23 protein-coding genes and 1 pseudogene are annotated in these 23,829 nt (G+C 68.1%); 14 read left to right on the top strand and 10 right to left on the bottom strand.

Annotation, left to right across the window (positions count from 1 at the left end; all coding sequences use genetic code 11):
- Positions 1 to 35: 35 nt before the first annotated feature.
- From qcrC to qcrB, 3 genes are read left to right on the top strand one after another with little or no spacing between them, the layout of a single operon-like run.
- Positions 36 to 887 (top strand): cytochrome bc1 complex diheme cytochrome c subunit, encoded by an 852-nt coding sequence (gene qcrC, locus QM841_RS25440; RefSeq protein ID WP_105413619.1) that lies wholly within the window; start codon positions 36 to 38, stop codon positions 885 to 887.
- On the top strand, positions 884 to 2,026 hold the full coding sequence (gene qcrA / locus QM841_RS25435; protein WP_105413618.1) for a cytochrome bc1 complex Rieske iron-sulfur subunit: 1,143 nt from the start codon (positions 884 to 886) through the stop codon (positions 2,024 to 2,026). Before qcrC ends, qcrA begins: the two co-directional genes overlap by 4 nt.
- Positions 2,027 to 2,055: 29 nt before the next feature.
- Entirely contained in the window at positions 2,056 to 3,705 is a 1,650-nt protein-coding gene (gene qcrB, locus QM841_RS25430; protein WP_105413747.1) for a cytochrome bc1 complex cytochrome b subunit, read from the top strand.
- 2 nt (positions 3,706 to 3,707) lie between these two features.
- Here the strand turns inward: qcrB and QM841_RS25425 are convergent, their stop codons facing one another.
- The gene (locus tag QM841_RS25425) at positions 3,708 to 4,655 is read right to left on the bottom strand and encodes a DMT family transporter (protein ID WP_283334241.1); all 948 of its coding nucleotides are present in this window, start codon (positions 4,653 to 4,655) and stop codon (positions 3,708 to 3,710) included.
- A gap of 69 nt (positions 4,656 to 4,724) precedes the next feature.
- On the opposite strand from QM841_RS25425, the gene QM841_RS25420 reads away from it, so the two are divergent.
- Positions 4,725 to 5,327, top strand: coding sequence for a TetR/AcrR family transcriptional regulator (locus QM841_RS25420; protein ID WP_283334240.1), 603 nt, complete (start codon positions 4,725 to 4,727; stop codon positions 5,325 to 5,327).
- A gap of 68 nt (positions 5,328 to 5,395) precedes the next feature.
- On the opposite strand, the gene QM841_RS25415 is transcribed toward QM841_RS25420, so the two are convergent.
- On the bottom strand, positions 5,396 to 5,812 hold the full coding sequence (locus QM841_RS25415; protein ID WP_005573189.1) for a cytochrome c oxidase subunit 4: 417 nt from the start codon (positions 5,810 to 5,812) through the stop codon (positions 5,396 to 5,398).
- A 41-nt stretch (positions 5,813 to 5,853) separates the two neighbouring features.
- On the bottom strand, positions 5,854 to 6,921 hold the full coding sequence (ctaC, locus tag QM841_RS25410) for an aa3-type cytochrome oxidase subunit II (protein WP_043824202.1): 1,068 nt from the start codon (positions 6,919 to 6,921) through the stop codon (positions 5,854 to 5,856).
- Positions 6,922 to 7,193: 272 nt separating this feature from the next.
- On the opposite strand from ctaC, the gene asnB reads away from it, so the two are divergent.
- Positions 7,194 to 9,119, top strand: a complete 1,926-nt coding sequence (gene asnB / locus QM841_RS25405) for an asparagine synthase (glutamine-hydrolyzing) (RefSeq protein ID WP_283334239.1) — start codon at positions 7,194 to 7,196, stop codon at positions 9,117 to 9,119.
- 71 nt (positions 9,120 to 9,190) lie between these two features.
- Here the strand turns inward: asnB and QM841_RS25400 are convergent, their stop codons facing one another.
- From QM841_RS25400 to QM841_RS25390, 3 genes are all read right to left on the bottom strand, one after another.
- Positions 9,191 to 10,165 (bottom strand): carbohydrate kinase family protein, encoded by a 975-nt coding sequence (locus QM841_RS25400; protein WP_283334238.1) that lies wholly within the window; start codon positions 10,163 to 10,165, stop codon positions 9,191 to 9,193.
- Positions 10,166 to 10,343: 178 nt separating this feature from the next.
- Positions 10,344 to 10,694 (bottom strand): iron-sulfur cluster assembly accessory protein, encoded by a 351-nt coding sequence (locus QM841_RS25395; protein ID WP_005247725.1) that lies wholly within the window; start codon positions 10,692 to 10,694, stop codon positions 10,344 to 10,346.
- 141 nt (positions 10,695 to 10,835) lie between these two features.
- Positions 10,836 to 11,909 carry a glycerate kinase family protein gene (locus QM841_RS25390; protein WP_280782594.1) on the bottom strand — a complete coding sequence of 358 codons (1,074 nt, stop codon included), beginning with the start codon at positions 11,907 to 11,909 and terminating at the stop codon, positions 10,836 to 10,838.
- A gap of 88 nt (positions 11,910 to 11,997) precedes the next feature.
- Here QM841_RS25390 and QM841_RS25385 point away from each other — a divergent pair, with 88 nt between their 5' ends.
- Positions 11,998 to 12,654 carry a DUF3043 domain-containing protein gene (locus QM841_RS25385; RefSeq protein WP_280782595.1) on the top strand — a complete coding sequence of 219 codons (657 nt, stop codon included), beginning with the start codon at positions 11,998 to 12,000 and terminating at the stop codon, positions 12,652 to 12,654.
- Positions 12,655 to 12,657: 3 nt separating this feature from the next.
- On the opposite strand, the gene QM841_RS25380 is transcribed toward QM841_RS25385, so the two are convergent.
- On the bottom strand, positions 12,658 to 12,873 hold the full coding sequence (locus tag QM841_RS25380) for a hypothetical protein (RefSeq protein ID WP_280782596.1): 216 nt from the start codon (positions 12,871 to 12,873) through the stop codon (positions 12,658 to 12,660).
- Positions 12,874 to 12,973: 100 nt separating this feature from the next.
- Here QM841_RS25380 and cobU point away from each other — a divergent pair, with 100 nt between their 5' ends.
- Genes cobU through QM841_RS25365 form a run of 3 tightly spaced genes read left to right on the top strand, consistent with a single transcriptional unit; the run spans position 12,974 to position 15,479 of the window.
- A complete protein-coding gene (cobU, locus tag QM841_RS25375; RefSeq protein WP_283334237.1) occupies positions 12,974 to 13,621 on the top strand; it encodes a bifunctional adenosylcobinamide kinase/adenosylcobinamide-phosphate guanylyltransferase in 648 nt (215 codons plus the stop codon).
- Complete coding sequence (cobT, locus tag QM841_RS25370; RefSeq protein WP_283334236.1) at positions 13,618 to 14,736, top strand: nicotinate-nucleotide--dimethylbenzimidazole phosphoribosyltransferase; 1,119 nt, start codon at positions 13,618 to 13,620, stop codon at positions 14,734 to 14,736. The genes cobU and cobT overlap by 4 nt, the downstream gene beginning before the upstream one ends.
- 2 nt (positions 14,737 to 14,738) lie before the next feature.
- A complete protein-coding gene (locus QM841_RS25365; RefSeq protein WP_283334235.1) occupies positions 14,739 to 15,479 on the top strand; it encodes an adenosylcobinamide-GDP ribazoletransferase in 741 nt (246 codons plus the stop codon).
- Between the two features lie 19 nt (positions 15,480 to 15,498).
- Here the strand turns inward: QM841_RS25365 and QM841_RS25360 are convergent, their stop codons facing one another.
- Both QM841_RS25360 and gcvT read right to left on the bottom strand, forming a co-directional pair.
- A complete protein-coding gene (locus tag QM841_RS25360; protein ID WP_283334234.1) occupies positions 15,499 to 16,602 on the bottom strand; it encodes a branched-chain amino acid aminotransferase in 1,104 nt (367 codons plus the stop codon).
- Positions 16,603 to 16,665: 63 nt separating this feature from the next.
- Entirely contained in the window at positions 16,666 to 17,766 is a 1,101-nt protein-coding gene (gene gcvT, locus QM841_RS25355; RefSeq protein ID WP_283334233.1) for a glycine cleavage system aminomethyltransferase GcvT, read from the bottom strand.
- Positions 17,767 to 17,887: 121 nt separating this feature from the next.
- On the opposite strand from gcvT, the gene QM841_RS25350 reads away from it, so the two are divergent.
- On the top strand, positions 17,888 to 19,405 hold the full coding sequence (locus QM841_RS25350; protein ID WP_283334232.1) for a leucyl aminopeptidase: 1,518 nt from the start codon (positions 17,888 to 17,890) through the stop codon (positions 19,403 to 19,405).
- Between the two features lie 66 nt (positions 19,406 to 19,471).
- On the opposite strand, the gene QM841_RS25345 is transcribed toward QM841_RS25350, so the two are convergent.
- Positions 19,472 to 19,810 (bottom strand): oxidoreductase, encoded by a 339-nt coding sequence (locus QM841_RS25345; RefSeq protein WP_283334231.1) that lies wholly within the window; start codon positions 19,808 to 19,810, stop codon positions 19,472 to 19,474.
- A gap of 329 nt (positions 19,811 to 20,139) precedes the next feature.
- Here QM841_RS25345 and sucB point away from each other — a divergent pair, with 329 nt between their 5' ends.
- From sucB to QM841_RS25325, 4 genes and pseudogenes are all read left to right on the top strand, one after another.
- Positions 20,140 to 21,867 carry a 2-oxoglutarate dehydrogenase, E2 component, dihydrolipoamide succinyltransferase gene (gene sucB / locus QM841_RS25340; protein WP_283334230.1) on the top strand — a complete coding sequence of 576 codons (1,728 nt, stop codon included), beginning with the start codon at positions 20,140 to 20,142 and terminating at the stop codon, positions 21,865 to 21,867.
- Between the two features lie 91 nt (positions 21,868 to 21,958).
- A complete protein-coding gene (locus QM841_RS25335; protein ID WP_283334229.1) occupies positions 21,959 to 22,849 on the top strand; it encodes a TIGR01777 family oxidoreductase in 891 nt (296 codons plus the stop codon).
- 48 nt (positions 22,850 to 22,897) lie between these two features.
- Positions 22,898 to 23,674: a lipoyl(octanoyl) transferase LipB gene (gene lipB / locus QM841_RS25330; protein WP_283334228.1), complete on the top strand. Its 777-nt coding sequence runs from the start codon at positions 22,898 to 22,900 to the stop codon at positions 23,672 to 23,674.
- Between the two features lie 22 nt (positions 23,675 to 23,696).
- A pseudogene (locus QM841_RS25325) lies at positions 23,697 to 23,829 on the top strand (lipoyl synthase); the annotation flags it as partial.

Genomic DNA, 23,829 nt, shown 5'->3' with positions numbered 1-23,829 from the left:
CGTCCAGTCCGTCCCGACATACCAAAGGGATACAGATGAGTTCATCCCCCCCTCCCGCATCCGATACCACAGCGTCTGCCGCGAAGGCACGCCGCCAGCGGAAGCTCCGCAGGCGCGTCACGGGCGCCCTGGTCCTGATGATGGGACTGGTCAGCGCCGGTTTCCTCGCGTCCGCGTTGACGCCGACCCCGCAGGTGGCCACCGCCACCGACGATCAGGCAGCACTGATCCGCGAGGGCAAGCAGTTGTACGACACGTCGTGCATCACGTGCCACGGCGCGAACCTGCAGGGTGTGCAGGATCGCGGACCGAGCCTGATCGGTGTCGGCGAGGCAGCCGTGTACTTCCAGGTGTCGTCGGGACGCATGCCGGCCTCGCGCAACGAGGCCCAGGTGGAGCGCAAGCCCGTCAAGTTCGACGCCGAGCAGACGGACGCCATCGGCGCGTACGTCCAGGCCAACGGTGGCGGCCCCACCGTCATCCGCGACGAGAACGGCGAGATCGCCCAGTCGTCGCTGCGCGGCGGCGACATCGGACGCGGCAGCGAGCTCTTCCGCCTCAACTGCGCGTCCTGCCACAACTTCACCGGGCGTGGCGGTGCGCTCTCGTCCGGTAAGTACGCGCCGGTCCTCGACCCGGCCAGCGAGCAGCAGATCTACGCCGCGATGGTCACCGGCCCGCAGAACATGCCCAAGTTCTCGGACCGTCAGCTGACCCTCGAGGAGAAGAAGGACATCATCGCCTACATCAAGTCGTCAGGCGAGACGAAGCAGCCCGGCGGCTACGGACTCGGCGGCATCGGTCCCGCCTCCGAGGGCTTGGCCATGTGGGTCATCGGAATCATCGCTGTCGTCGGTGCAGCACTGTGGATCGGAGCAAGGTCATGAGCGACGCTGGCCAGCCGGGCGGCGCCACGCCAAAGAAGTACACGGATGCAGAACTCGAGAACCTGAGCCGCGACGAACTGGTCGAGCTCGGCACCAACCTCGACCACGTCGATGTCGCGTTCCGCCGCAACCGCTGGGCGGTTCCGGGGACGAAGGCCGAGAAGCGCGCCGAGCGGTCGGTCGCCTTCTGGTTCGCTCTCTCCGGCATCTCGGCGATCGCGTTCATCGCGATCTACCTCTTCTGGCCCTGGGAGTACGCAGGCGCCGGCGAGGAGCACTACTCGGCCTACAGCCTGTACACGCCGCTGATCGGCCTCACCATGGGTCTGGCCATCCTCGGCCTCGGTGTCGGAGCGGTGCAGTTCACCAAGAAGTTCATCCCCGAAGAGGTGTCCATCCAGGACCGCCACGACGGTGGATCGTCCGAGGTCGATCGCAAGACGATCGTCGCGGAACTCGGCGACTCGTTCGACACGTCGACGCTGGGACGCCGCAAGCTCCTCAAGCGCACCCTCATCTTCGGCGGCGGTGCCCTCGGCATCATGTCCGTCATGCCCCTCGGTGGTCTGGTCAAGAACCCGTGGGCCAAGCGCGACGACTCCCCGCTGTGGGTGTCGGGATGGACGCCCCGCTACGCGGGCGAGACCATCTACCTGCGCCGCGACACCGGTCGCCCCGAGGACGTCGTCCTCGTCCGCCCGGAAGACCTGGACGCCGGCGCCATGGAAACGGTGTTCCCGTTCCGTGAGTCCGACCGCGGCGACCACGACGCGCTGCTCGAGGCGCTGCGCGGCATCCGCAACGCGACCATGCTCATCCGCCTCCGCACAGAGGACACGGCGCGGGTCACCAAGCGCAAGGGCCAGGAGAGCTTCAACTACGGCGACTACTTCGCCTTCTCGAAGATCTGCACCCACCTCGGCTGCCCCACCTCCCTGTACGAACAGCAGACCAACCGAATCCTCTGCCCGTGCCACCAGTCGCAGTTCGACGCGCTGACCTACGGAAAGCCGATTTTCGGTCCGGCCGCTCGTGCACTTCCGCAGTTGCCTATTACAGTGAACGAAGAGGGTTTCCTAGTCACAACGGGTGACTACATCGAAGCTCTCGGCCCGGCATTTTGGGAGCGTCGACCGTGACCGACAACAAACCGTCCAAACTGAGCGCGATGGCCACCGGCCAGGCCGAAGCGATGGACTCGCGCTACCACCTCGCAGCGGGAATGCGGCGGCAGATCAACAAGGTCTTCCCCACCCACTGGTCGTTCCTGCTCGGCGAGATCGCGCTGTACAGCTTCGTCATCCTGCTGATCTCCGGTGTCTACCTGACCCTGTTCTTCGACCCGTCGATGGCGCACGTCGTCTACAACGGTGCGTACGAGCCGCTGCGCGGCGTCACGATGTCCCGCGCGTACGAGACCACGCTGAACATCTCGTTCGAGGTTCGCGGCGGTCTGTTCGTCCGTCAGATCCACCACTGGGCGGCGCTGATGTTCGCGGCGTCGATCGTCGTGCACCTGATGCGCATCTTCTTCACCGGCGCCTTCCGGCGTCCGCGTGAGGCCAACTGGGTCATCGGCTGCCTGCTGCTGATCCTGGCGATGTTCGAGGGATTCTTCGGCTACACGATCCCCGACGACCTGCTGTCCGGCACGGGCCTGCGCGCCGCGTTCTCCGGCATCACGCTGAGCATCCCGATCGCGGGCACCTGGATGCACTGGCTGATCTTCGGCGGCGACTTCCCCGGCGACCTGATCATCCCCCGCCTGTACGTCGCGCACGTCCTGCTGTTCCCGGGCATCATCCTCGCCCTGATCGCCGGTCACCTCGCGCTCGTCTGGTACCAGAAGCACACGCAGTTCCCCGGCCCCGGCCGCACGGAGAACAACGTCGTGGGTGTGCGCATCCTCCCGGTGTTCGCCGTCAAGTCGGGTGCGTTCTTCGCGATCACGTTCGGTGTGCTCGCCGTGATGGGTGGCGTGCTGCAGATCAACCCGGTCTGGACCATCGGCCCCTACAACCCGTCGCAGGTGTCGGCAGGTTCGCAGCCCGACATCTACATGATGTGGACGGACGGCCTGGCCCGCCTGTGGCCGGCGTGGGACATCTACCTGTTCGACCGCTACACCATTCCGTCGGTGTTCGCCGTGGCGTTGATCATGGGTCTGGTGTTCACGGTGCTGATCGCCTACCCGTGGATCGAGAAGCGTCTGACCAAGGACGACGCTCACCACAACCTGCTGCAGCGTCCGCGTGACGTTCCGGTGCGTACCGCGATCGGTGCGATGGCGATTGCGTTCTACGCCGTCCTGACGATCTCCTGCATCAACGACATCATCGCGTACCACCTGAGCATCTCGTTGAACGCGATGACGTGGATCGGCCGCATCGGCATGGTGTTGCTGCCTCCGATCGCCTTCTTCGTGGCCTACCGGTTCTGCCTGGGTCTCCAGCGCAGCGACCGTGAGGTTCTCGAGCACGGCATCGAGACCGGCATCATCAAGCGGATGCCGAACGGTCAGTACATCGAGATCCACCAGCCGCTCGGCCCGGTCGACGGCCACGGTCATCCGATCCCGCTCGAGTACCAGGGTGCGACCGTCCCGAAGAAGATGAACAAGCTCGGTTCCGCCGGCAAGCCCGGTTCCGGCAGCCTCGTCACGGCCGACCCGGTCGAGGAGAGCCTGGCTCTCGAGCACGCCCTGCACCACGGCGAGCACGAGCAGCTCACGATGCTGCGGGAGTACCAGGACCGCGCCCACGGCAACGGTTCGTCGGCTTCCGGCAACGGATCGTCCGGCAACGGCGAGGCCCACTAGCCTCACCTCCGCAACCGAGCAGAGCCCCGAACCACGTCCGGTTCGGGGCTCTGCTCGTCTGTGGGCGTGCCCGCTCCCCTCCCCCGCGGCTGTGCGCGGAACACGAGCGCGACCGCCCCGAGTCCCAGAAGTAGACCGAGTACGGTGAGGATTCCGAACGGCTCGCCGAACATCACGGTCCCCCAGATCGCCGTCACCGGTGCCATCAGGAACATCAGGGCATTGACCCGGGTGACTCCACTCCGACGCAGCACGAGCCAGTACAGGCCGTAGCCGCCGAACGTGGACAGGCCGATCAGCCAGGCCACCGACCACCAGAACGATGCCGTCGGCGGTGGCGACACCTGTCCGGCGCACGCGGCGAGGGCGGTGAAGAGCACGGCACTGGTCGCGCAGTGCACGGTCATGGACACGACGGGGTCGGTGTCGGTCGGTGAGCGACTCTCCAGGAAGGTCGCGGCCACCAGCGACAGCATCCCGGCGAACGGCACGAGATACGCCCACCACGACACGCCGGACGCAGCGGTGGCGTCGCCTGCGGTGACGATCACGACCCCCGCCAGTCCGAGCAGCAGCCCCCACCACTGCCGGGGCGCGACGTACTGACCCAGCAGCGGGCCGGCCAGCACGGCGACGACCAGGGGCTGGGTGCCGTCGATCAGTGCCGTGGTGCCGGTCGAGACGCCGAGTCCGATCGCCTGGTAGACGGTCAGCAGATATCCGGTCTGCGACAGCGCGCCGACCGTCACCTGACGGCCGAGCGCACGGGACCCGAGTCCCCGCCACCGTGCGCGTCCGAACAGGGCGGCCGCCAGGGCCAGTGCGACGGCGAGCGGCAGGAACCGCCAGGTCAGTACGGTCAGAGGGGCCGCGTCCCCGGCGCCGAGTTTGGCCCCGATGAAGCCGGAGCTCCAGCACAGGACGAACATCACGGCGAGAAGCGCATTCACGTTTGACCACCACCTAAGTAAACAGATCGGTATACCTCTTCAACCTATACCGATCTGTATACTTTTGTCATGGAATCTGTCCCGTCACCGCGACGCGTGGTGCTGACACCGGGAGCGAGGCGGGCGCTGGACGCGGCCGGCCGCCTCTTCTACGAGCGGGGAATCCACGCGGTCGGCGTGGATCTCATCGCCACCGAGGCCGGTGTCACGAAGAAGACGCTCTACGACCGTTTCGGTTCGAAGGAACAGATCGTCGTCGAGTACCTCGCCGACCGGGACGAACGGTGGCGGGCGTTTCTCGCCGGCCATCTCGACACCGCCGGCGACTCCCCCGGACGGCGCCTGACGGCGATCTTCGACGCATCCCGGGAGTGGACCGCGGAGAACAGCGCGAAGGGGTGCAGCATGGTCAACGCGCACGCGGAGATCAGCGACCCGGCACATCCGGCGTACGCCGTCATCGTCGGTCAGAAGCGGTGGATGCTCGACCTGTTCGCCGGCGTGTGCCGGGACGCGTCGGTGCGCGACCCGGAGACACTCGCACGCACCGTCATGCTGCTCCACGAAGGGGCACTGGTCTCACACGGGTTGCAGGTGTTCCCCGAGGCGGTGCAACTCGCATCCGATCAGGCGTCGGCGCTCCTCGCCGCGGCGGCAGGCCCGGCCCGTTAGTGACGGCAAAGCGGAGGCGCCGAATCCCGGTGGGATTCGGCGCCTCCGCTGTCCGACTGTGGGTGGAACTAGTGCTTCTCGGGCCCGACGTAGTACTCGAAGACGAGACCCGCAGCGGCCGCGAGAACCGCAATCACGGCGACCACGATCATCCACGGCTGGAAGAACGCCATCGCGACTGCGACGAAGGCGGCAGAAGCGGCGAGCAGGATCGGCCAGTAGCTACCGGGGCTGAAGAATCCCAGGTCGCCTGCGCCGTCGGCGATCTCCGCGTCCTCGTAGTCCTCGGGACGGGTGTCGAGTCGACGGGCAACGAACCGGAAGTACGTTCCGATGATCAGCGTCAGTCCCGCCGACAGGCAGATGCCCGTCAGACCCGCCCACTCGATACCGGTTCGTGAAACGGCGGTGAAGACGCCGTAGACGATCGCGACGAGAATGAAGAATACCGTCAGGATCTCGAAGAGCTTGGCTTCGATCTTCATATCAGCACTTGTCCTTGGTCAGTGAGGTATCAGCAGCAGGTTCAGTTACCTTCGACACCGCTCGCCTGCTTGTAGCCGCGATCGGTGGTGAAGGGAGACGTCGACGTCGCAACCGGGGACTCGCCGATGGCCTGCAGAGCCTCCGCCGTGGTCAGATCCCGGCCGCCTTCGCTCGCCGGCTTGCGCAGCTCGATGTACTGCGCGAACTTGTCGGGGCTCACGGCGCGAACCTCGAAGTTCATCATCGCGTGGAACGTGCCGCACATCTCAGCGCAGCGCCCGACGAAGGCACCTTCCTTCTCGATCTCACTGATCTGGAAGACGTTGTCGGAGTGGTTCTCCTTCGGGTTCGGGTTCACGTCGCGCTTGAACAGGAACTCCGGCACCCAGAAGGCGTGGATGACGTCGGCCGAGGCCAGTTCGAACTGGATCCGCTTGCCGGTCGGCAGAACGAGGATCGGGATCTCGTTGCTCGAGCCGATCGTCTCGATCTTGTCGTAGTGCAGGTAGGACAGGTCCTGGGGGGTCTTGCCGTGGATCGGCCCGGGCTGGGCGTGCTCACCCTCGGCCTCCGCCTCGGACGCCGGCGCGGACTCGACCGCAGCCTGCGCTTCCTGATCGACGCCGTCGTACTTGCCGCCACCCTCGCCGAGGTCGATGGAGCGGTAGCCGAACTTCCAGTTCCACTGGTACGCAGTGACATCCACCACCACGTTGGGGTTGTCCTCCTTCTCGAGGACATGGTTCTGCACGACCACCGTGAAGTAGAACAGCACGGCAATGATGACGAACGGAACCGCGGTGTACGCCAGCTCGAGCGGCACGTTGTATGCCGTCTGCCGCGGGAACTCGGGTGAGTCCTTCTTCTTACGGTGGAAGATCACCGCCCAGAAGGTGAGTCCCCACACCAGCACACCCATGACGAGGGCGGCGATGACCGACCAGGTCCACAGTTCACGCATGCGGTGCGCCTGCGGGGTTACGCCCGAAGGCCACCCGAAACGAAGCACCTCGTTGTCGATTGAACAACCCGACAGCAGCAAGGCAGCAATGCCCAAAGATACTGCCAACCCTGCCCGCCGAAGGATCCGACCTTGCGCCACGTTCACGCCTTCCTGATCGCCGCAAATTCCACTAGGGCACACCCGATGGGAAGGCCCAATTACTACGCAGCGTAGACCAAAGGCGGCGGCTCTCCATCCTCGGGTCGGGCGACGTGTCGCTGCCGGTGCCGCGGCGGTGTCGCTGTTCGAGCCGGGGCACCGTCACCGGCGGCCCGAACCGGACGCTCCGGGAATCTGCGGCATACTTTCCGGCAGAGATCCCTGACCACTCCACCTCGTGGAGCCTTCCAAGATTCTGAATTGAGGTACCGGACGCTGTGTGCGGACTGCTCGGGCTACTGACCTCTGGAGAAACCAGCGACAACGCCGTCTCACAGGTCGACCAGGCAATGCACTGCCTGCGGCACCGTGGGCCGGACGAGCACGGGACCTGGCACGACGACCACCTGGTCTTCGGGTTCAATCGGCTGTCGATCATCGACATCGAACACTCCCACCAGCCTTTGCGGTGGGGTCCGGCGGAGAATCCGGAACGCTACGCGCTGACGTTCAACGGCGAGATCTACAACTACCTCGAGGTTCGGGCCGAACTCGCCGAGCAGTTCGGTGCGCAGTTCGTCACAGAGGGTGACAGCGAGTCCATCGTCGCCGCGTTCCACTACTGGGGCGAGGACGCCGTCCGTCGTCTGCGCGGCATGTTCGCGTTCGCGATCTGGGACACGGAGACGCGGGAGCTGTTCATCGCGCGCGATCCGTTCGGGATCAAGCCGCTCTTCCTGGCGACAGGCACCGGCGGCACCGCATTCGGTAGCGAGAAGAAGAGTCTGCTGGAGCTGGCGAGCCTGATCGGCATCGGCACCGCACTCGATCCGCGGGCCGTCGAGCATTACACCGTCCTTCAGTACGTGCCGGAGCCGGAAACCCTCCACAAGCAGATCCGCCGCCTCGAGTCCGGTTGCTTCGCACGTGTGCGCCCGGGCGAAGAACCCGTGATCACCCGCTATTTCGCGCCCACGTTCCCGGTGCGTCCGTTCGCCGCGGGCACCGAGCAGGCCCGCTACCGCGAGATCGCCGAGGCGCTCGAGGATTCGGTCGCCAAGCACATGCGCGCCGACGTCACGGTCGGGTCCTTCCTGTCGGGCGGCATCGACTCGACGGCAATCGCGGCGCTCGCGATGCGCCACAACCCGAACCTGATCACGTTCACCACCGGTTTCGAGCGCGAGGGCTACTCCGAGGTCGACGTCGCAGCCGAATCCGCCGAAGCGATCGGCGCGCGCCACGTGGTGAAGGTGGTGAGCCCGTCCGAGTTCGCCGCCGCCATCCCCGAGATCGTGTGGTACCTCGACGATCCGGTTGCCGATCCCGCACTGGTTCCGCTGTGGTTCGTGGCCAAGGAGGCGCGCAAGCACGTCAAGGTCGTGCTGTCCGGTGAGGGCGCCGACGAGCTGTTCGGCGGGTACACCATCTACCGCGAGCCGATTTCGCTCAAGCCGTTCGAGTACCTGCCCAAGGGCCTGCGGCGGGCCGCCGGGAAGCTGTCCGAGCGCATCCCCGAGGGCACCCGGGGAAAGAGCCTGCTCAACCGCGGTTCACTGACCCTGGAAGAGCGGTACTACGGCAACGCGCGCAGCTTCAACGACGCACAGTTGCGCGCCGTCCTGCGCGACTTCCGGCCGGAGTGGACGCACCGCGACGTCACCGACCCGATCTACGCGCAGTCGCAGGGGTGGGATCCGGTGGCCCGGATGCAGCACCTGGACCTGTTCACGTGGTTGCGCGGCGACATCCTCGTCAAGGCCGACAAGATGACCATGGCCAACTCGCTCGAACTGCGGGTGCCGTTCCTCGATCCCGAGGTCTTCAAGGTGGCGTCGCAGGTGCCGTTGGATCAGAAGATCACCAAGAGCACCACCAAGTACGCGCTGCGTCAGGCACTGGAGGGCATCGTGCCCGGGCACGTGCTCCATCGGGCGAAGCTGGGCTTCCCGGTGCCGCTGCGGCACTGGCTGCGCGGCACGGAACTGTTCGATTGGGCACATGAGCAGATCGCGGCGTCGGGCACCGATCACCTGCTCGACAAGGCCGCGATCACGAAGATGCTGAACGACCACCGGGACGGCGTGTCCGACCACAGCCGTCGCCTGTGGACCGTGCTGATCTTCATGGTCTGGCACGGCATCTTCGTCGAGAACCGCATCGTTCCGGAGATCGCCGAGCCGGCGTACCCGGTCTCGCTGTAGGCGCTTCGCGCCCGTGCGCCTTTTTGGTAGTTGGCGCTACCAAAAAGGCGCACGGGCGGCGGAGCCGCCTGTTACGGCAGGACGGCAGCGATCTCGTCGGCCGCGGTGGATCCGTAGGCGTCTGCGAGGCGCTTGACGGCCTCGTCGCGGTCGAACGTCCATTCCTGGGTTCCGACGGTCTCCAGTACGAGCACGGCCACGAGCGACCCCAGCTGTGCGGAGCGCTCGAAACTCAGGCCCGCGCTGTGCGCGAGGAGGAATCCGGCCCGGAATCCGTCACCGACACCGGTCGGGTCGACCTTCGCCTTCTCGGGGACGACGGCGACGCGGGTCCAGTTGCCCTCGGAATCGGCGATCTCGACGCCCTTGGAACCGAGCGTCGTGACGCGGACACCGACCTGAGCGCGGATCTCCTCTTCGGACAGTCCGGTCTTCTGCTGCAGCAGTCCCCATTCGTACTCGTTCGTGAACAGGTATTTTGCGCCGTGGATCAGCGCCGCCGCCTCCTCGCCGTTCAGTCGGGCGAGTTGCTGCGACGGGTCGGCGGCGAAGGGGATGCCCTGCCGGCGGCATTCCTCGGTGTGGCGGATCATCGCCTCGGGGTCGTTGGCGCCGATGAGGACCAGCTCGAGCGGTTCGGCGTCCTGCGCGATCCCCGAAAGCTGGATCTCGCGGGCCTCACTCATCGCACCGGGGTAGAACGAGGCGATCTGCGCCATGTCCTCGTCGGTGGTGCACACGAAACGCGCGGTGTGCGCGGTGGTCGAGATCCGGACGGCGGTGCAGTCGACGCCGTTGCTCTCGAGCCACCGGCGGTAGTCCGCGAAGTCGGCTCCGACAGCCCCGACCAGCAGCGGAGATCCACCGAGGACGCCCATGGCGTAGGCGATGTTGCCGCCCACTCCCCCGCGCCGGACTACGAGGTCGTCGACCAGGAAGCTCAACGAGATGTGGCTGAGCTGATCGGCGAGCAGTTGCTCGGCGAACCGGCCCGGAAACCGCATCAGGTGGTCGGTGGCGATGGAACCGGTTACCGCAATTGTCACGGGCGGATGCCTTTCGATGAGTTCGGTCGGGATTTCTCACCGTACCCCGGAGTACCACCATGATCGGTCGGCAGCACGGGACCCGGGTACGTGGAGATCGGGCACGAAAAAAGTCTGACGCGGCAGCCGGTCGGCGCCGCGTCAGACTTGTCGATTCAGTTGTACTTCGGCCTGGGACTCAGTTGAAGGAGTCGCCGCAGGCGCACGAACCGGTCGCGTTGGGGTTGTCGATGGTGAAACCCTGCTTCTCGATGGTGTCGACGAAGTCGATCGAGGCACCCTCGACGTACGGCGCGCTCATCCGGTCCACCGCGAGGGCGACGCCACCGAAGTCCACGATCAGGTCGCCGTCCAGGTTCCGGTCGTCGAAGAACAGCTGGTAACGCAGTCCTGCGCAGCCGCCGGGTTGCACGGCGATACGCAGTGCGAGGTCGTCGCGACCTTCCTGATCGAGCAGCGCCTTCGCCTTGGCGGACGCGGCTTCGGTCATCTTGACGCCGTGGACGGCGGTCTCGTTCTGCACAGTCATGGGCTCTCCCTGTAGTTCGTAACAAACCCGTGAACGCTTCAACGGTACTCCGCGCCCGACTTATTCCCGGGTTCCATTCCCTGCGGCAGCGTCCGCAGATCGATCCACGTCCATGGTATCCGACGTCACGGATTCGGGTTACTACCCTGCGGCCACACCTTCCCACCCCCGGGCTGCGGCCGCCGCGAGGTCTCTCAGCTGCGCGTATGCGTCCGACATCGCGAGTTCGGTCGATCCCGCGTGATCGACCAGGGACAATGCGTCGTCGATGCCCGCGCTGTCGAGGTCCGCGGCGTCGAGGAGGACCTGCCCGGCAAGGACGAGCGTCGCGATCGACCGCCGGCGGGCGGCAGCGGCGAGCGCGATCACGAGTTTCCCGCGCAGCGACTGCTGGTCGAGGCGGCCTTCGCCGGTGATCACGAGCTGGGCGGAGGCGAGTTGGCGGTCCTGCCGGGTGCGCTGAGCGACCACCTGAGCACCGGATTCGCGGGTCGCGCCGAGGGCGAGCAGCGCGGCGCCGATGCCACCGGCGGCGCCGGCTCCGGCCTCGGCGGCGACCTCCCGGGCCGTCACCCGCTGCAGTTGCCCCGCCCACGCGGCGTTCCGGTCCTCGAGGAAGGCGACGGTGTCGGGGTCGGCACCCTTCTGCGGTCCGAACACGCGAGCGGCGCCGTGCTCGCCGAGCAACGGGTGCTCGACGTCGGACGCGGCGACCAGTTCCACCGAACGCAGGCGGGCGACGGCGGCGTCCGCGCTCCCGAACCCCTGCGCGAGGGCTTCGACGAGGCCGCGGCCGCCGTCGGTGCAGCTGCTGCCGCCGAGACCGACGACGATTCTGCGCGCTCCGGCGTCGAGGGCCGCCACGACGAGTTGACCGACGCCTCGACTGTGTGCGTCGCGGGCGGTGCGGGGCGTCGGCGGTCCGCCCAGCAGTCCGAGTCCGCAGGCCTGGGCGGATTCGAGGTAGGCGTCGGTGCCGTCGAGGAGCCAGCGGGCGGTGACGTCGGCGCCGAGCGGCCCTTCCACGACCGCGGTGCGGACGGTGCCGCCCGCCGCGGCGATCACGTCCACGAATCCGGGGCCGCCGTCGGACTGCGGCGCTTCGATCAGCTGGTCGTCCGGGCGCACGGCCGACCATCCCGCCGCGATCGCGGCGGTCGCCTCGACGGCGGTCAGCGTTTCACCGAAGGAGTCCGGTGCGATCATCACTCGCATCGGCGAAGTGTATGGCGACGGGCGCGACCCGGCATTTCGATGTGAGGGCGGTTTTCCTCCCGGTGCCGTCTTCCCATACTCTGGAAGGGTGAAATTGCTACGCCGCGGTGATTCGGACAATTCAGACAAGCGGGACGTCGAGGTCGCCGAGTCGTCCACAGCCTCGGAGGCGGAGTCCGCCGAACAGGCGGGCAAGGGCCGCCCGACCCCCAAGCGACGCGACGCCGAGGCGAGGCGCCGCGGGCCGGTCGCGCCCGCGCCCCTGACGGCGAAAGAGGCACGCGCCCGTAAGAAGGCCACCCGCGGCAGCAAGGAAGAGCGCAAGGTCGCCGCGGCGGAGCGACGCGCCACCGCCGCCGAGCGACGCGCCCGCATGCTCGCCGGCGAGGACAAGTACCTCCTCCCCCGCGACAAGGGCCCGGTCCGCGCGTACGTCCGGGACATCGTCGACGCCCGGCGCAACCTCGTCGGCCTGTTCATGCCGCTGGCCCTGGTTCTCATCATGGCCATGTTCGTCAGCCCGGCGCTGCAGGCGATCGTGACGCTTGCCATGCTCATCATGATGATGTTCATGGCCATCGAGGGCGTCTGGCTGGGCCGCAAGATCAACAATCAGGTGCGGGAGCGCTTCCCGGACACCCCCGACGGCGGTTTCAAGCTCGGGTGGTATGCGTTCGTGCGTGCGTCGCAGATCCGCAAGCTGCGCGCCCCTAAGCCGCGGGTGCGCCCCGGCGACGCCATCTGACGGTCAGTTGTGGGGCGCGCGGTGCGTCTCGGCGAGCAGCCGCCCCAGTTCGGCGTCGCGGTCGTACGACAGGTCGGTCATGGGATCAGCCGGTCGGAAGAAGTTGTCGCGGTAGCTTTTCCGCAGTCGCGGCGGGAGTGGACCCAGGTGCCGACCGGCGTACATCACGGCCGCATGCAGCACGAGGAGAAGTGCAACGAGGACGAGGAATTCGGTCATGGCTGAAATTTTCCGCCCATTCACTTCCCGCCAACAGTGGCGGAATTGACGTTCTTCGTCAAAATACTGCCACTCCCGTGGGTTGGTAGCGTTTCCCTCCGTGCCCACCGCCGATTCCCCGGACCGCCCGAGCCGTCCGAACCAGACGTCGCGAACATTGGTGCTCGGCGGTGCACGCTCCGGAAAATCCGCTCACGCCGAGGAACTGACGCAGGCCCTGGCCGGGGCGGGTCGGGTGCGCTACGTCGCCACCAGTCACCGCGACCCCGACGACCACGACTGGGAACACCGCATCGCTCAGCACCGCGATCGACGTCCCGGCAGCTGGCTCACCGTGGAAACCGCGCACCGGCTCGACCTCGCCGACCAGCTGCGTTCTCCCACCGAGGCCGCGGCCACCCTCGTCGACGATCTCGGCACCTGGCTCACCGTCGAACTCGACGGCGCCGCAGCCTGGGAATCGCCGCGGGGCACCATCACCTCACGCACGGACGAACTCGTCGCGAGCGTCCGCGACTACCGCGGCGCACTCGTGCTGGTGACTCCCGAGGTGGGTCTCGGTGTCATTCCCGAGACCCGGTCCGGTCGCCTGTTCCGCGACGAGATCGGCGCCCTCAACGCGCGACTCGCCCAGGTCTGCGATCGCGTCGTCCTCGTCGTCGCCGGGCTGACCATGATCTTGAAAGATGATCCCGCACGTGAGTCGCGCGGGCCAGAAGTGTCCACTCGAGCGAGAGGCCAAGCGTGACCAGCGAGTCCGTGAGCACCGACCCCGGTCGGTTCGAACCCGTCACCCCACCCGACGAAGGGGTGCGCGCACAGGCCGAAGCCCGTCAGCTGCAGCTCACCAAACCGGCCAGCTCGCTCGGACGCCTCGAGACGCTCGCGTGCTGGGCCGCGGCCTGCCAGGGCGTCTGCCCGCCCGTCCCCTTCGCGCGGGCGCGGGTGGTGGTGTTCGCCGGTGACCACGGGGTGGCCCGGACCGGCGTCTCGGCGTATCCGCCCGAGGTGACGGCCCAGATGGTCGCCAACTTCGTCGGCGGCGGGGCAGCCGTCAACGCTCTCGCGAACCGGGCAGGCGCCAGCGTGCGCGTCGTCGACCTGTCCGTGGACGCCGACACGGATCCGTCGGTGTCCGCGTTCAAAATCCGCCGCTCGTCGGGGGCGATCGACCGCGAGGACGCGCTCACCCACGAGGAGACACTGCAGGCCATCGAGGCCGGACGGTCCATCGCCGACTCCGAGATCGATTCCGGCGCAGACCTGTTGATCGCCGGCGACATGGGAATCGGCAACACCACACCGGCCACCGTTCTCATCGCCGCGCTGACGGACACCGAACCGGTGGCGGCGGTCGGCCGGGGCACCGGTGTCGACGACGCCGGCTGGATCCGGAAGACGGCAGCGATCCGCGACGCGATGCGCCGGGCCCGGCCGGTGGTCCGGGACACGGTGGCGCTCCTGCGGACGGTGTCGGGCGCCGACCTCGCCGCGATGGCCGGCTTCCTCGCCCAGGCCTCCGCCCGCAAGACCCCGGTGATTCTCGACGGCGTCGTCGTGACCGCGGCCGCCATGGTCGCGGAGGAACTCGCGCACGGCGCCCGCGCGTGGTGGCTGGCCGGTCACCGTTCCACGGAACCGGCACACACGATCGCGCTGAAGCATCTGCAACTCGACCCTCTCCTCGAACTCGACATGCGGCTCGGCGAGGGATCCGGCGCCGTCACCGCACTGCCGATCCTGCAGGGCGCCGTCGCCACGCTCGCGGAGATGGCGACGTTCGCTGAGGCCGGCGTCAGCACCCGCGACGCCGAGGACGGCGACGGCACCGAGACCGGCTCCGCCGCCGATACCGCGGGCTGACCGTGTCGGGCGTGCTGCTCGCGTTCTCATGGCTGACAGTTCTTCCCCTGCACGGACCGGATTCCGTGGACCGCGTGTCGGGTCGCCGCGCGATCCGGGCGGCGCCGGTGACCGGGATCGCGCTGGGAGTCCTGGCCGCGGGGCTGCTGTGGGCACTCGTGTCCGCCGGTCTCGACCCCGCCCTCGCCGGCCTGATGACGGTGGGTGCACACGCTCTCGCCACCCGGGGCATGCACATCGACGGTCTGTCCGACACGGTCGACGGGCTCGGCTGTTACGGGCCGCCGGAGCGGGCGCGGGCCGTGATGCACAGCGGCGGTGCGGGCCCGTTCGGGGTGTGCGCCCTGGTGATCTGCCTGGGCGCGCAGGGACTGGCGTTCGGATCTCTCGCCGCCGCAGGACAATTCGCGTGCGTCGCCGTCGCCGTGGCGGCTGGGCGGGTGGCGGTCGTCTTCGCCTGCCGGCGCGGAATTCCCGCGTCGTCGACGGAAGGTTTCGGCGCACTGGTCGCCGAAACCCAGTCACCGTGGACCGGCATCGCCTGGACCGTTCCGCTCCTTGCGGCGGCCGCGTGGTGCACCTCGCCGTGGTGGCAGGGACCGGTCGTCGTGGCGGTTGCGCTGACGCTCACCGCGTTGCTGGTGGCCCACTGCGTCCGGCGATTCGCCGGCCTGAACGGCGACGTTCTCGGCGCCGCGCTCGAGATCACCGTCACCGTCGCGGCGATCGGTCTCACTTTCTGAGCGACCGCCGGAACCGAGCTCAGCGCAGTTTGGTCATCCACCCGTGGGTGTCGGCGAACGTTCCCCGCTGAATGCCGGTCAAAGTGTCGCGCAGGGCCATGGTGACCTCGCCGGGGTCGCCGTCGGCGATCGTGAATTCACCCTCGGCCGATTTGACCCGGCCGACGGGTGTGATGACCGCCGCCGTACCGCACGCGAACACCTCGGTGATCTCGCCCGACTTGGTCTTGGTGCGCCATTCGTCGGTGCTGATCCGACGCTCCTCCACCGCGAACCCGGCGTCGGTCGCGAGGGTCAGCAGCGAGTTGCGGGTGATACCCGGCAGCAGCGAACCGGACAGGGACGGCGTCACGAGGCGGGCATCGGAACCGGAGCCGAACACGAAGAAGAGGTTCATGCCGCCCATCTCCTCCACGTACGACCGCTCGATCGCGTCGAGCCACACCACTTGGTCGCATCCCTCGTCGGCGGCCTGCGCCTGCGCGAGAAGCGAAGCCGCGTAGTTGCCCGCGAACTTGGCGGCGCCGGTGCCACCGGGTGCGGCGCGCACGTACTCCGTCGACAGCCACACGCTGACCGGCTTCACACCACGCGGGAAGTAGGCGCCTGCGGGCGAGGCGATCAGCAGGTAGCGGTACTCGTCGGCCGGACGCACCCCGAGTCCGGCCTCGGTGGAGAACATGAACGGGCGGAGGTACAGCGCGTCCTCACCACCGGCGGCGGGCACCCATTCGTGGTCCAGCTCGAGCAGTTCGGTGATCGACTTGACGAACAACTCCTCCGGCAGTTCCGGCATCGCGAGACGGCGAGCCGACGTCGCGAGTCGTTCGGCGTTCGCCTCGAGGCGGAACGTCGAGATGCCGCCGTCGGGCTGCCGGTACGCCTTCAGCCCCTCGAAGATGGCCTGTCCGTAGTGCAGCACCATCGCGGCGGGGTCGAGCTGAAGCGGCCCGTACGGTTCCACCTTGGCGTCGTGCCAGCCGAGCTCCGTGGAGTAGGTGATCGACACCATGTGGTCCGTGAAGTACCGGCCGAATCCGGGCGCCGCCAGTATCTCTCGCCGTACCTCGTCGGAGGTGAGGGCGGGATGCGGGACGCGAACGAACTCGGTGACACCTGTCATGCCCGTGATCTTATCGAACGCCTTCCGCCGCCCCACGGCCGACAGGTCGTCCGCGACAGGCGCTTACTTGGTGTTGATCTCCACGAACGGCGGAGACACCACCTCGGCGCGCAGCGAGCGCCCCCGGACGTCCACGGCGATCTCGTCACCCGCCGATACGCCGGCTCCGGAGTCGAGCAATGCCAATGCGATCCCGGCCTTGAGCGTGGGCGAGAACGTGCCCGACGTGGTCTCGCCGATCGACTCGCCGTCGCGCAGCACGGTCTGACCGGCTCGGAGTACCCCGCGGTCCAGTGCCTTGATGCCCCACAGCTTGCGCGCCGGGCCGGACTCCTTCTCGTCGGTGAGCGTCTCCTTGCCCCAGAACTTCGGCTTCTTCCACCCGATCGCCCAGCCGCATCGCGCCTCGAGCGGGGAGATCTCCAGGGACAGTTCGTGACCGTGCAATGGGTATCCCATCTCGGTGCGCAGCGTGTCCCGGGCACCGAGACCGGCGACCTGGCCGCCGTGCGCGCGGACCTGCTCGACCGCGGCCCGGAACAGCGTCTCGCTGTCCTCCCAGCGCGGCAGCAGTTCGAATCCGATCTCACCGGTGTACCCGCTGCGGCAGACGCGGACGGGAACCCCGTCCCAGGTGGCGTCCGCGAAGGCCATGTACTCGATGTCCGTCGGCAGGCCGAGCGCGGTGAGCACCTCGGCCGACTTCGGACCCTGGACGGCGATCACACCGAAGTCCCGGTGCTGGTTCTCCACCGTGACACCCTCGGGCGCCGTGGCGGCCAGTGCCGCGACCACGTCCGCGGTGTTGGCCGCGTTGGGGACGAGGAACACCTCGTCGGGGCTCACGAAGTAGGCGATCAGGTCGTCGATCACGCCGCCCGACGGCGTGCAGCACAGCGTGTACTGCGCCTTGCCGGGCCCGATCTTGTCGAGATCGTTGGTCAGCGCCGAGTTGACGAAGGCGGCGGCGCCGCTGCCCCGCACGAGGGCCTTGCCGAGGTGGCTGACGTCGAACACCCCTACCGACTCGCGCACCGCGGTGTGCTCGGCGACGACACCGGCGTACGAGACGGGCATCTCCCAGCCGCCGAAGGGAGCGAACGTGGCCCCGAGTTCGACGTGAACGGCGTGGACGGGACCCTGCGACAACTGCTCCTCGGTCATGGGCCTCAACTTATCCGACCCCAGGGCGCACCGGGTAGGCGACGGCGGACGAGCACTACCATCGGGACGGACGTCGACCATCCGACACCACCCGATCCCGAACCGCTGCAGGAGAGACACCGTGAGCACTCACACAGCCCGACCCCTCGGACCACAACTCGCCCTCGCCGGCACCGTCGGCAAGCGGGTGGACGTGCTGGTGATCGGGCTGACGTCGACCTCGGACGGCCCCGAAATCGCGCTCGGCGACGGCCTCGTCGACGAATCGGTGCTGGCCGGTCTGCTCGACACACTCGTCGCTGTGGGGGCCTCCGGCAAGGCGGAGGAGACGACCCGCATCCCCGCACCCGACACGCTTCCGGTCGACAGCGTGCTCGCCATCGGACTCGGTTCCGCCGAGAAGCTCGACTCCGAGCAGATCCGCAAGTCCGCGGGCGCCGCGGCGCGATCGCTCAGCGGCGTCGGCACCGTCGCGACCACCCTGTCGGTACTCGATCTCGGTGCGGCAGCCGAAGGTTTCGCCCTCGGCGCGTACCGCTTCAACGAATTCAAGTCCGCGAAATCCGCCCCCGGCCCCGACGCACAGCCCGTCTCGCGGGTGGAGCTGCTGGTCTCGTCTCCGCGCGCGAAGGAGGCGAAGGAGACCCTCACACGGTCCGCGGCGATCGCCGACGCCGTCGCCACCGCCCGCGAATTCGTCAACACTCCCCCGAGCCACCTGTTCCCCGCCGAATTCGCCGACCGCGCAAAGACTCTCGGCACCGACGCCGGACTGAAGGTCGAGGTCCTCGACGAGAAGGCGCTCGAGAAGAACGGGTACGGCGGCATCCTCGGGGTGGGCAAGGGCTCCTCCCGGCTGCCGCGACTCGTCCGATTGACCTATTCGGCCAAGAAGCGGAACGCCCCCAAGGTCGCGCTCGTCGGCAAGGGCATCACGTTCGACACCGGCGGCATCTCCATCAAGCCCGCCGCAGGCATGGAGAACATGACGTCCGATATGGGCGGCGCCGCAGCCGTTGTCGCCACCGTGGTCCTCGCCGCCAAGCTCGGACTGCCCGTCGACGTCACCGCCACCGTGCCGATGGCCGAGAACATGCCGTCGTCCACCGCGCAGCGCCCCGGCGACGTCCTCACCCAGTACGGCGGAACCACGGTGGAGGTCATCAACACCGACGCGGAGGGACGCCTCGTCCTCGCCGACGCCATCGTCCGCGCATGCGAGGACGACCCCGACTACCTCATCGACACCGCGACCCTCACCGGCGCGCAGATGGTGGCGCTGGGCAACCGGACGCCCGGTGTCATGGGCACCGACGAGTTCCGCGACCGCGTCGCCGCCATCTCCCAGGAGATCGGCGAGAACGCGTGGGCCATGCCGATGCCCGCCGAACTGCGCTCGGACCTCGATTCGAAGGTCGCCGACCTCGCCAACGTCACCAACCATCGCTGGGGCGGCATGCTCGCGGCGGCCCTGTACCTGAAGGAGTTCGTCGCCGACGGCGTCCAGTGGGCACACATCGACGTCGCCGGACCGGCCTACAACTCGTCGGGACCGTGGGGATACACCGGCCGCGGCGGCACCGGCGTGCCCGTGCGCACCATGATCTCGGTGATCGAGGACATCGCCGCCAACGGATAGGCGCTCCGCGCCCGTGCGCCTTTCTGGTTGCTCCGGCTACCAGAAAGGCGCACGGGCCCGAAGGGCCTACAGGTCGCGCTCGCGTTCCCGCTTCCGCTCGATGCGGCGCCGCGCGTCGTGGTCACGCATCCGCTGCGGGTAGCCGGTCTTGCGGACGTCGTACACGGGGATGCGGAGATCCTCGCCGAGTTTGCGGGCGCCACGTTCACCGCCCACCCGGCGCCGGGTCCACTCGCCGTCCGCCGCGACGAGCACGACAGTGACTTCCGTCACTGTCGTCCGAGGTTCCACGTAGCCCTCCACACCGAGGTGCGTGCGAGTCCAGTTCGCGAGATATGCGACGTCCTCCGGGGACGCCTGAGATCGGCCGGACCGAGGCCGCGAGAATCGGTCGAACAAGCCCACGTCGAGCCTCCTCGAGTGCGTGCGCCGGACGATGCCTGCGACTGTCCTCCAAGTTTGCCAGCGAACGCCCGGTTTCCGCCGCACACGAAAACTACTGGCCGGTAGCGATTACGTCGCGACACACCGGAGTCCCCGACGGGTGCCCCTCGGCGGACACGCCCGCCGGATCAATGGAAAGATGTGGAGCGCCGACACAGCGAGTGGGTGACGACGAATCGGAATTACCTGCAAGTAGACGCAAGACACGTGCATCTCGAAGCACAATGGTTCACGACCACAAGTCGACAAAATTCAACAACCCGAACACAACTGTCGAGGAGTCAAAAGACATGGCCTTCTCCGTCCAGATGCCAGCGCTTGGTGAGAGTGTCACCGAGGGAACTGTCACGCGGTGGCTCAAGCAGGAAGGAGACACGGTCGAAGTTGACGAACCCTTGCTCGAAGTCTCCACGGACAAGGTGGACACGGAAATCCCGTCTCCCGTGGCCGGCGTTCTCAGCAAGATCGTTGCTCAGGAAGACGACACCGTGGAAATCGGTGGCGAGCTTGCCGTGATCGGCGACGCCGGTGAGGCTCCTGCCTCCGACTCCGCTCCCGCACCCGCCGCCGAAGAGCCCGCCGCCGAGCCGGCTCCCGCCGCGGAGGCGCCTGCCGCCGAGCCTGCGCCCGCAGCATCCGGCAACGGTTCCGCCGAGGGCACCGCCGTGAAGATGCCCGAATTGGGCGAGTCCGTCACCGAGGGCACCGTCACCCGCTGGCTCAAGGCCGTCGGCGACGAGGTCGCCGTGGACGAGCCGCTCGTCGAGGTATCCACCGACAAGGTCGACACGGAGATCCCGTCCCCCGTCGCCGGTACGCTCCTCGAGATCAGCGCCGAGGAAGACGACACCGTCTCCGTCGGCGGTCAGCTCGCCGTCATCGGTTCAGGTGCGCCCGCCGCCAAGCCGGCCGCGGAACCGAAGCCCGAGCCGACCCCCGAGCCCGCGAAGCCCGCTCCGGCCCCCGAACCCGCGAAGCCCGAACCCGCGAAGAGTGCCCCGGCACCGGCAGCATCCGCGCCGGCTCCCGCAGCCGCCGCACCCGCTCCCGCGGCCACGTCCGGAGACAGCACCCCGTACGTCACCCCGCTGGTGCGCAAGCTCGCTGCGGACAACAGCGTCGACCTGTCCTCGGTGACGGGCACCGGAGTCGGTGGCCGCATCCGCAAGCAGGACGTCCTCGCCGCCGCCGAGGCCAAGAAGGCACCGGCCGCCGCTGCCGCGCCTGCTGCCGCACCGGCCGCCGCCGCTGCTCCCGCAGCCGCCTCCGCCGGGGTCCGCCCCGAACTGGCGCACCTGCGCGGAACCACGCAGAAGGCCAACCGGATTCGCCAGATCACCGCCACGAAGACGCGGGAGTCGCTGCAGTCCACGGCGCAGCTCACCCAGACCTTCGAGGTCGACGTCACCAAGATCGCGGCCCTGCGCGCGCAGGCCAAGAACACCTTCCTCGAGCGCGAGGGCGTCAAGCTCACGTTCCTCCCGTTCTTCGCGAAGGCCGTCGTCGAGGCGCTGAAGTCGCACCCGAACATCAACGCCAGCTACGACGAGGCGAACAAGCAGATCACCTACTACGACGCCGAGCACCTGGGCATCGCGGTCGACACCGACCAGGGCCTGCTGTCCCCCGTGATCCACAACGCCGGCGACCTGTCGCTGGCCGGACTGGCCCGCGCCATCGCGGACATCGCCAAGCGCGCCCGCTCCGGTGGGCTCAAGCCGGACGAGCTGTCGGGTGGAACGTTCACGATCACGAACATCGGCAGCCAGGGCGCCCTGTTCGACACCCCGATCCTCGTGCCCCCGCAGGCCGCGATGCTCGGAACCGGTGCGATCGTCAAGCGTCCCGTGGTCGTGACCGACGAGTCCGGCAGTGAAAGCATCGGCGTCCGCTCGATGTGCTACCTGCCACTCACCTACGATCACCGCCTCGTCGACGGTGCCGACGCCGGCCGCTTCTTGACCACCATCAAGCAGCGTCTGGAGCAGGGAGCGTTCGAGGCCGACCTCGGCCTCTGATCGTCACCGGACTTCGAGCCGAACGTAGTTTCGCAGGGGCACCATTTCCAGCAGGGATGGTGCCCCTGCGCTGTGAAGGAGGCTGTTGCACATGCGAGTGGTCATCGCCGGTTCCTCCGGGCTGATTGGCACCGCTCTCGTCTCGTCTCTCCGCGGCGACGGTCACGACGTCGTCCGCCTCGTCCGCCGGTCGTCCGCGGGTCCCGACGAGTCGCGCTGGGATCCGCAGAAGGACCGGATCGACACGGGGATCCTCGCGGACGCCGACGCGGTCGTGAATCTGTGCGGCGTCGGGGTCGGCGACAAACGCTGGACCGGGGCGTACAAGCAACTGATCCGGGACAGCCGCATCGCCGCCACCGACGTCCTGGCCGAGGGTGTCGCCGAGGCCGGGGTGCCCGTGTTCGTGAATGCGAGCGCGGTCGGCTACTACGGCGACACCGGCGACCGGGTCGTCGACGAGACCTCGCCCTCCGGGACAGGTTTCCTCGCGGACACCTGCCGCGACTGGGAGGCCGCGACCGCCCCCGCCCGCACCTCGAAGACCCGGACGGTTCTGCTGCGGAGCGGCATCGTCCTCTCCCCCCACGGCGGCCTGCTCGGCAGGCTGAAGACCCTGTACTCGTTCGGGCTCGGCGGCCGGCTCGGCAACGGACGCCAGTACCTGTCGTGGATCTCGTTGGAGGACGAGGTCGATGCGATCAAGTTCGTCCTCGCCCGCGACGACGTCGCCGGACCCGTGAACGTCACCGGCCCGGCGCCCGTCACCAACGCCCAGTTCAACGGCGCCGTCGCGCGGACGCTGCACCGCCCCGCGCCGTGGATCGTTCCCGGGTTCGCGCTCAGCGCGCTGGTCGGAGAGTTCGCGCAGGAAGGCGTTCTGGCCGGACAGCGCGCGATACCCACGGTGCTCGAGAATGCGGGATTCCGGTTCCGGCACAACACCATCGGGGAAGGGCTCGACGCCGCCCTCATGCGGTGAACCCAGGTCGTGGTGGTGCCTCGGCGGCCCCGGCGTAACCTCTAGCGCATGAGCAGCGCGACACAATCCGCCCGTTTCAGCCCCTCCCCGATTTCCGTCGAACACCTCGGCACGATCGGGTACGTCGACGCCTGGGATCGACAGCGCGAGCTGGCGGCCGAACGCGCCGAGAACGCGGGCACCGACACGCTGCTCCTGCTCGAACACCCGGCCGTCTACACCGCGGGGCGCCGGACCGAACCCGAGGACCGTCCGACCGACGGCACTCCCGTCATCGACGTCGACCGCGGCGGGAAGATCACCTGGCACGGTCCGGGACAGCTGGTGGGCTACCCGATCGTCAAGCTGGCCGAACCGGTCGACGTCGTGCGGTACGTACGACGGCTCGAGCAGGCGCTGATCACCGTGTGCACCGACCTCGGCATCGACTGCGGCCGGGTGGACGGTCGCTCCGGTGTGTGGCTGCCTGCGTCCCTCGACAACGGGCAGTGGCTGCCCGAGCGCAAGGTGGCGGCCATCGGGGTGCGGGTACAGCGTGGTGTCGCACTGCACGGCTTCTCGCTCAACTGCAATTCCGTTCTCACGGGGTTCGACGCGATCATCCCGTGCGGTATCCGCGACGCCGGGGTCACGTCGCTGTCGCGGGAACTGGGCCGCGACGTCACGGTCGAGGAGGTCACGCCCGCAGTCACGGCGGCTGTCGTCGCCGCGCTCGACGGCGAACTTCCGGTGACCGAACACGACATCGAGCGGGTGACGTTCGACTCCGCCGCCGCCGGCCCGACGTCCTCCGCGCCCACCTTCACTACTGTTCAGTACGGTTGACGACCGCTCCCCGGCCCGCCGGGTGCGACGGGCCGGGCGTACCATCGACCGCGTGACTGTGGCCCCAGAAGGACGCAAATTGCTCCGCCTCGAGATCCGAAATGCGGAGACTCCGATCGAACGCAAACCGAACTGGATCAAGACGAGAGCGAAGA

This window comes from Rhodococcus sp. IEGM 1307 (genome assembly GCF_030056915.1).
GTDB lineage: Bacteria > Actinomycetota > Actinomycetes > Mycobacteriales > Mycobacteriaceae > Rhodococcus_F > Rhodococcus_F opacus_D.
This window is presented reverse-complemented; position numbering and strand designations above follow the sequence as displayed.

Excerpts from the sequence above, each read along its gene's own strand:
- QM841_RS25335 (WP_283334229.1), top strand. The coding sequence starts at position 21,959 with ATGCGAGTGGTCATCGCCGGTTCCTCCGGGCTGATTGGCACCGCTCTC.
- QM841_RS25415 (WP_005573189.1), bottom strand. The coding sequence starts at position 5,812 with ATGAAGATCGAAGCCAAGCTCTTCGAGATCCTGACGGTATTCTTCATT.
- QM841_RS25380 (WP_280782596.1), bottom strand. The coding sequence starts at position 12,873 with ATGACCGAATTCCTCGTCCTCGTTGCACTTCTCCTCGTGCTGCATGCG.
- qcrA (WP_105413618.1), top strand. The coding sequence starts at position 884 with ATGAGCGACGCTGGCCAGCCGGGCGGCGCCACGCCAAAGAAGTACACG.
- lipB (WP_283334228.1), top strand. The coding sequence starts at position 22,898 with ATGAGCAGCGCGACACAATCCGCCCGTTTCAGCCCCTCCCCGATTTCC.
- qcrC (WP_105413619.1), top strand. The coding sequence starts at position 36 with ATGAGTTCATCCCCCCCTCCCGCATCCGATACCACAGCGTCTGCCGCG.
- gcvT (WP_283334233.1), bottom strand. The coding sequence starts at position 17,766 with ATGACCGAGGAGCAGTTGTCGCAGGGTCCCGTCCACGCCGTTCACGTC.
- QM841_RS25420 (WP_283334240.1), top strand. The coding sequence starts at position 4,725 with ATGGAATCTGTCCCGTCACCGCGACGCGTGGTGCTGACACCGGGAGCG.
- QM841_RS25395 (WP_005247725.1), bottom strand. The coding sequence starts at position 10,694 with ATGACTGTGCAGAACGAGACCGCCGTCCACGGCGTCAAGATGACCGAA.
- qcrB (WP_105413747.1), top strand. The coding sequence starts at position 2,056 with ATGGCCACCGGCCAGGCCGAAGCGATGGACTCGCGCTACCACCTCGCA.
- sucB (WP_283334230.1), top strand. The coding sequence starts at position 20,140 with ATGGCCTTCTCCGTCCAGATGCCAGCGCTTGGTGAGAGTGTCACCGAG.
- QM841_RS25390 (WP_280782594.1), bottom strand. The coding sequence starts at position 11,909 with ATGCGAGTGATGATCGCACCGGACTCCTTCGGTGAAACGCTGACCGCC.
- QM841_RS25360 (WP_283334234.1), bottom strand. The coding sequence starts at position 16,602 with ATGACAGGTGTCACCGAGTTCGTTCGCGTCCCGCATCCCGCCCTCACC.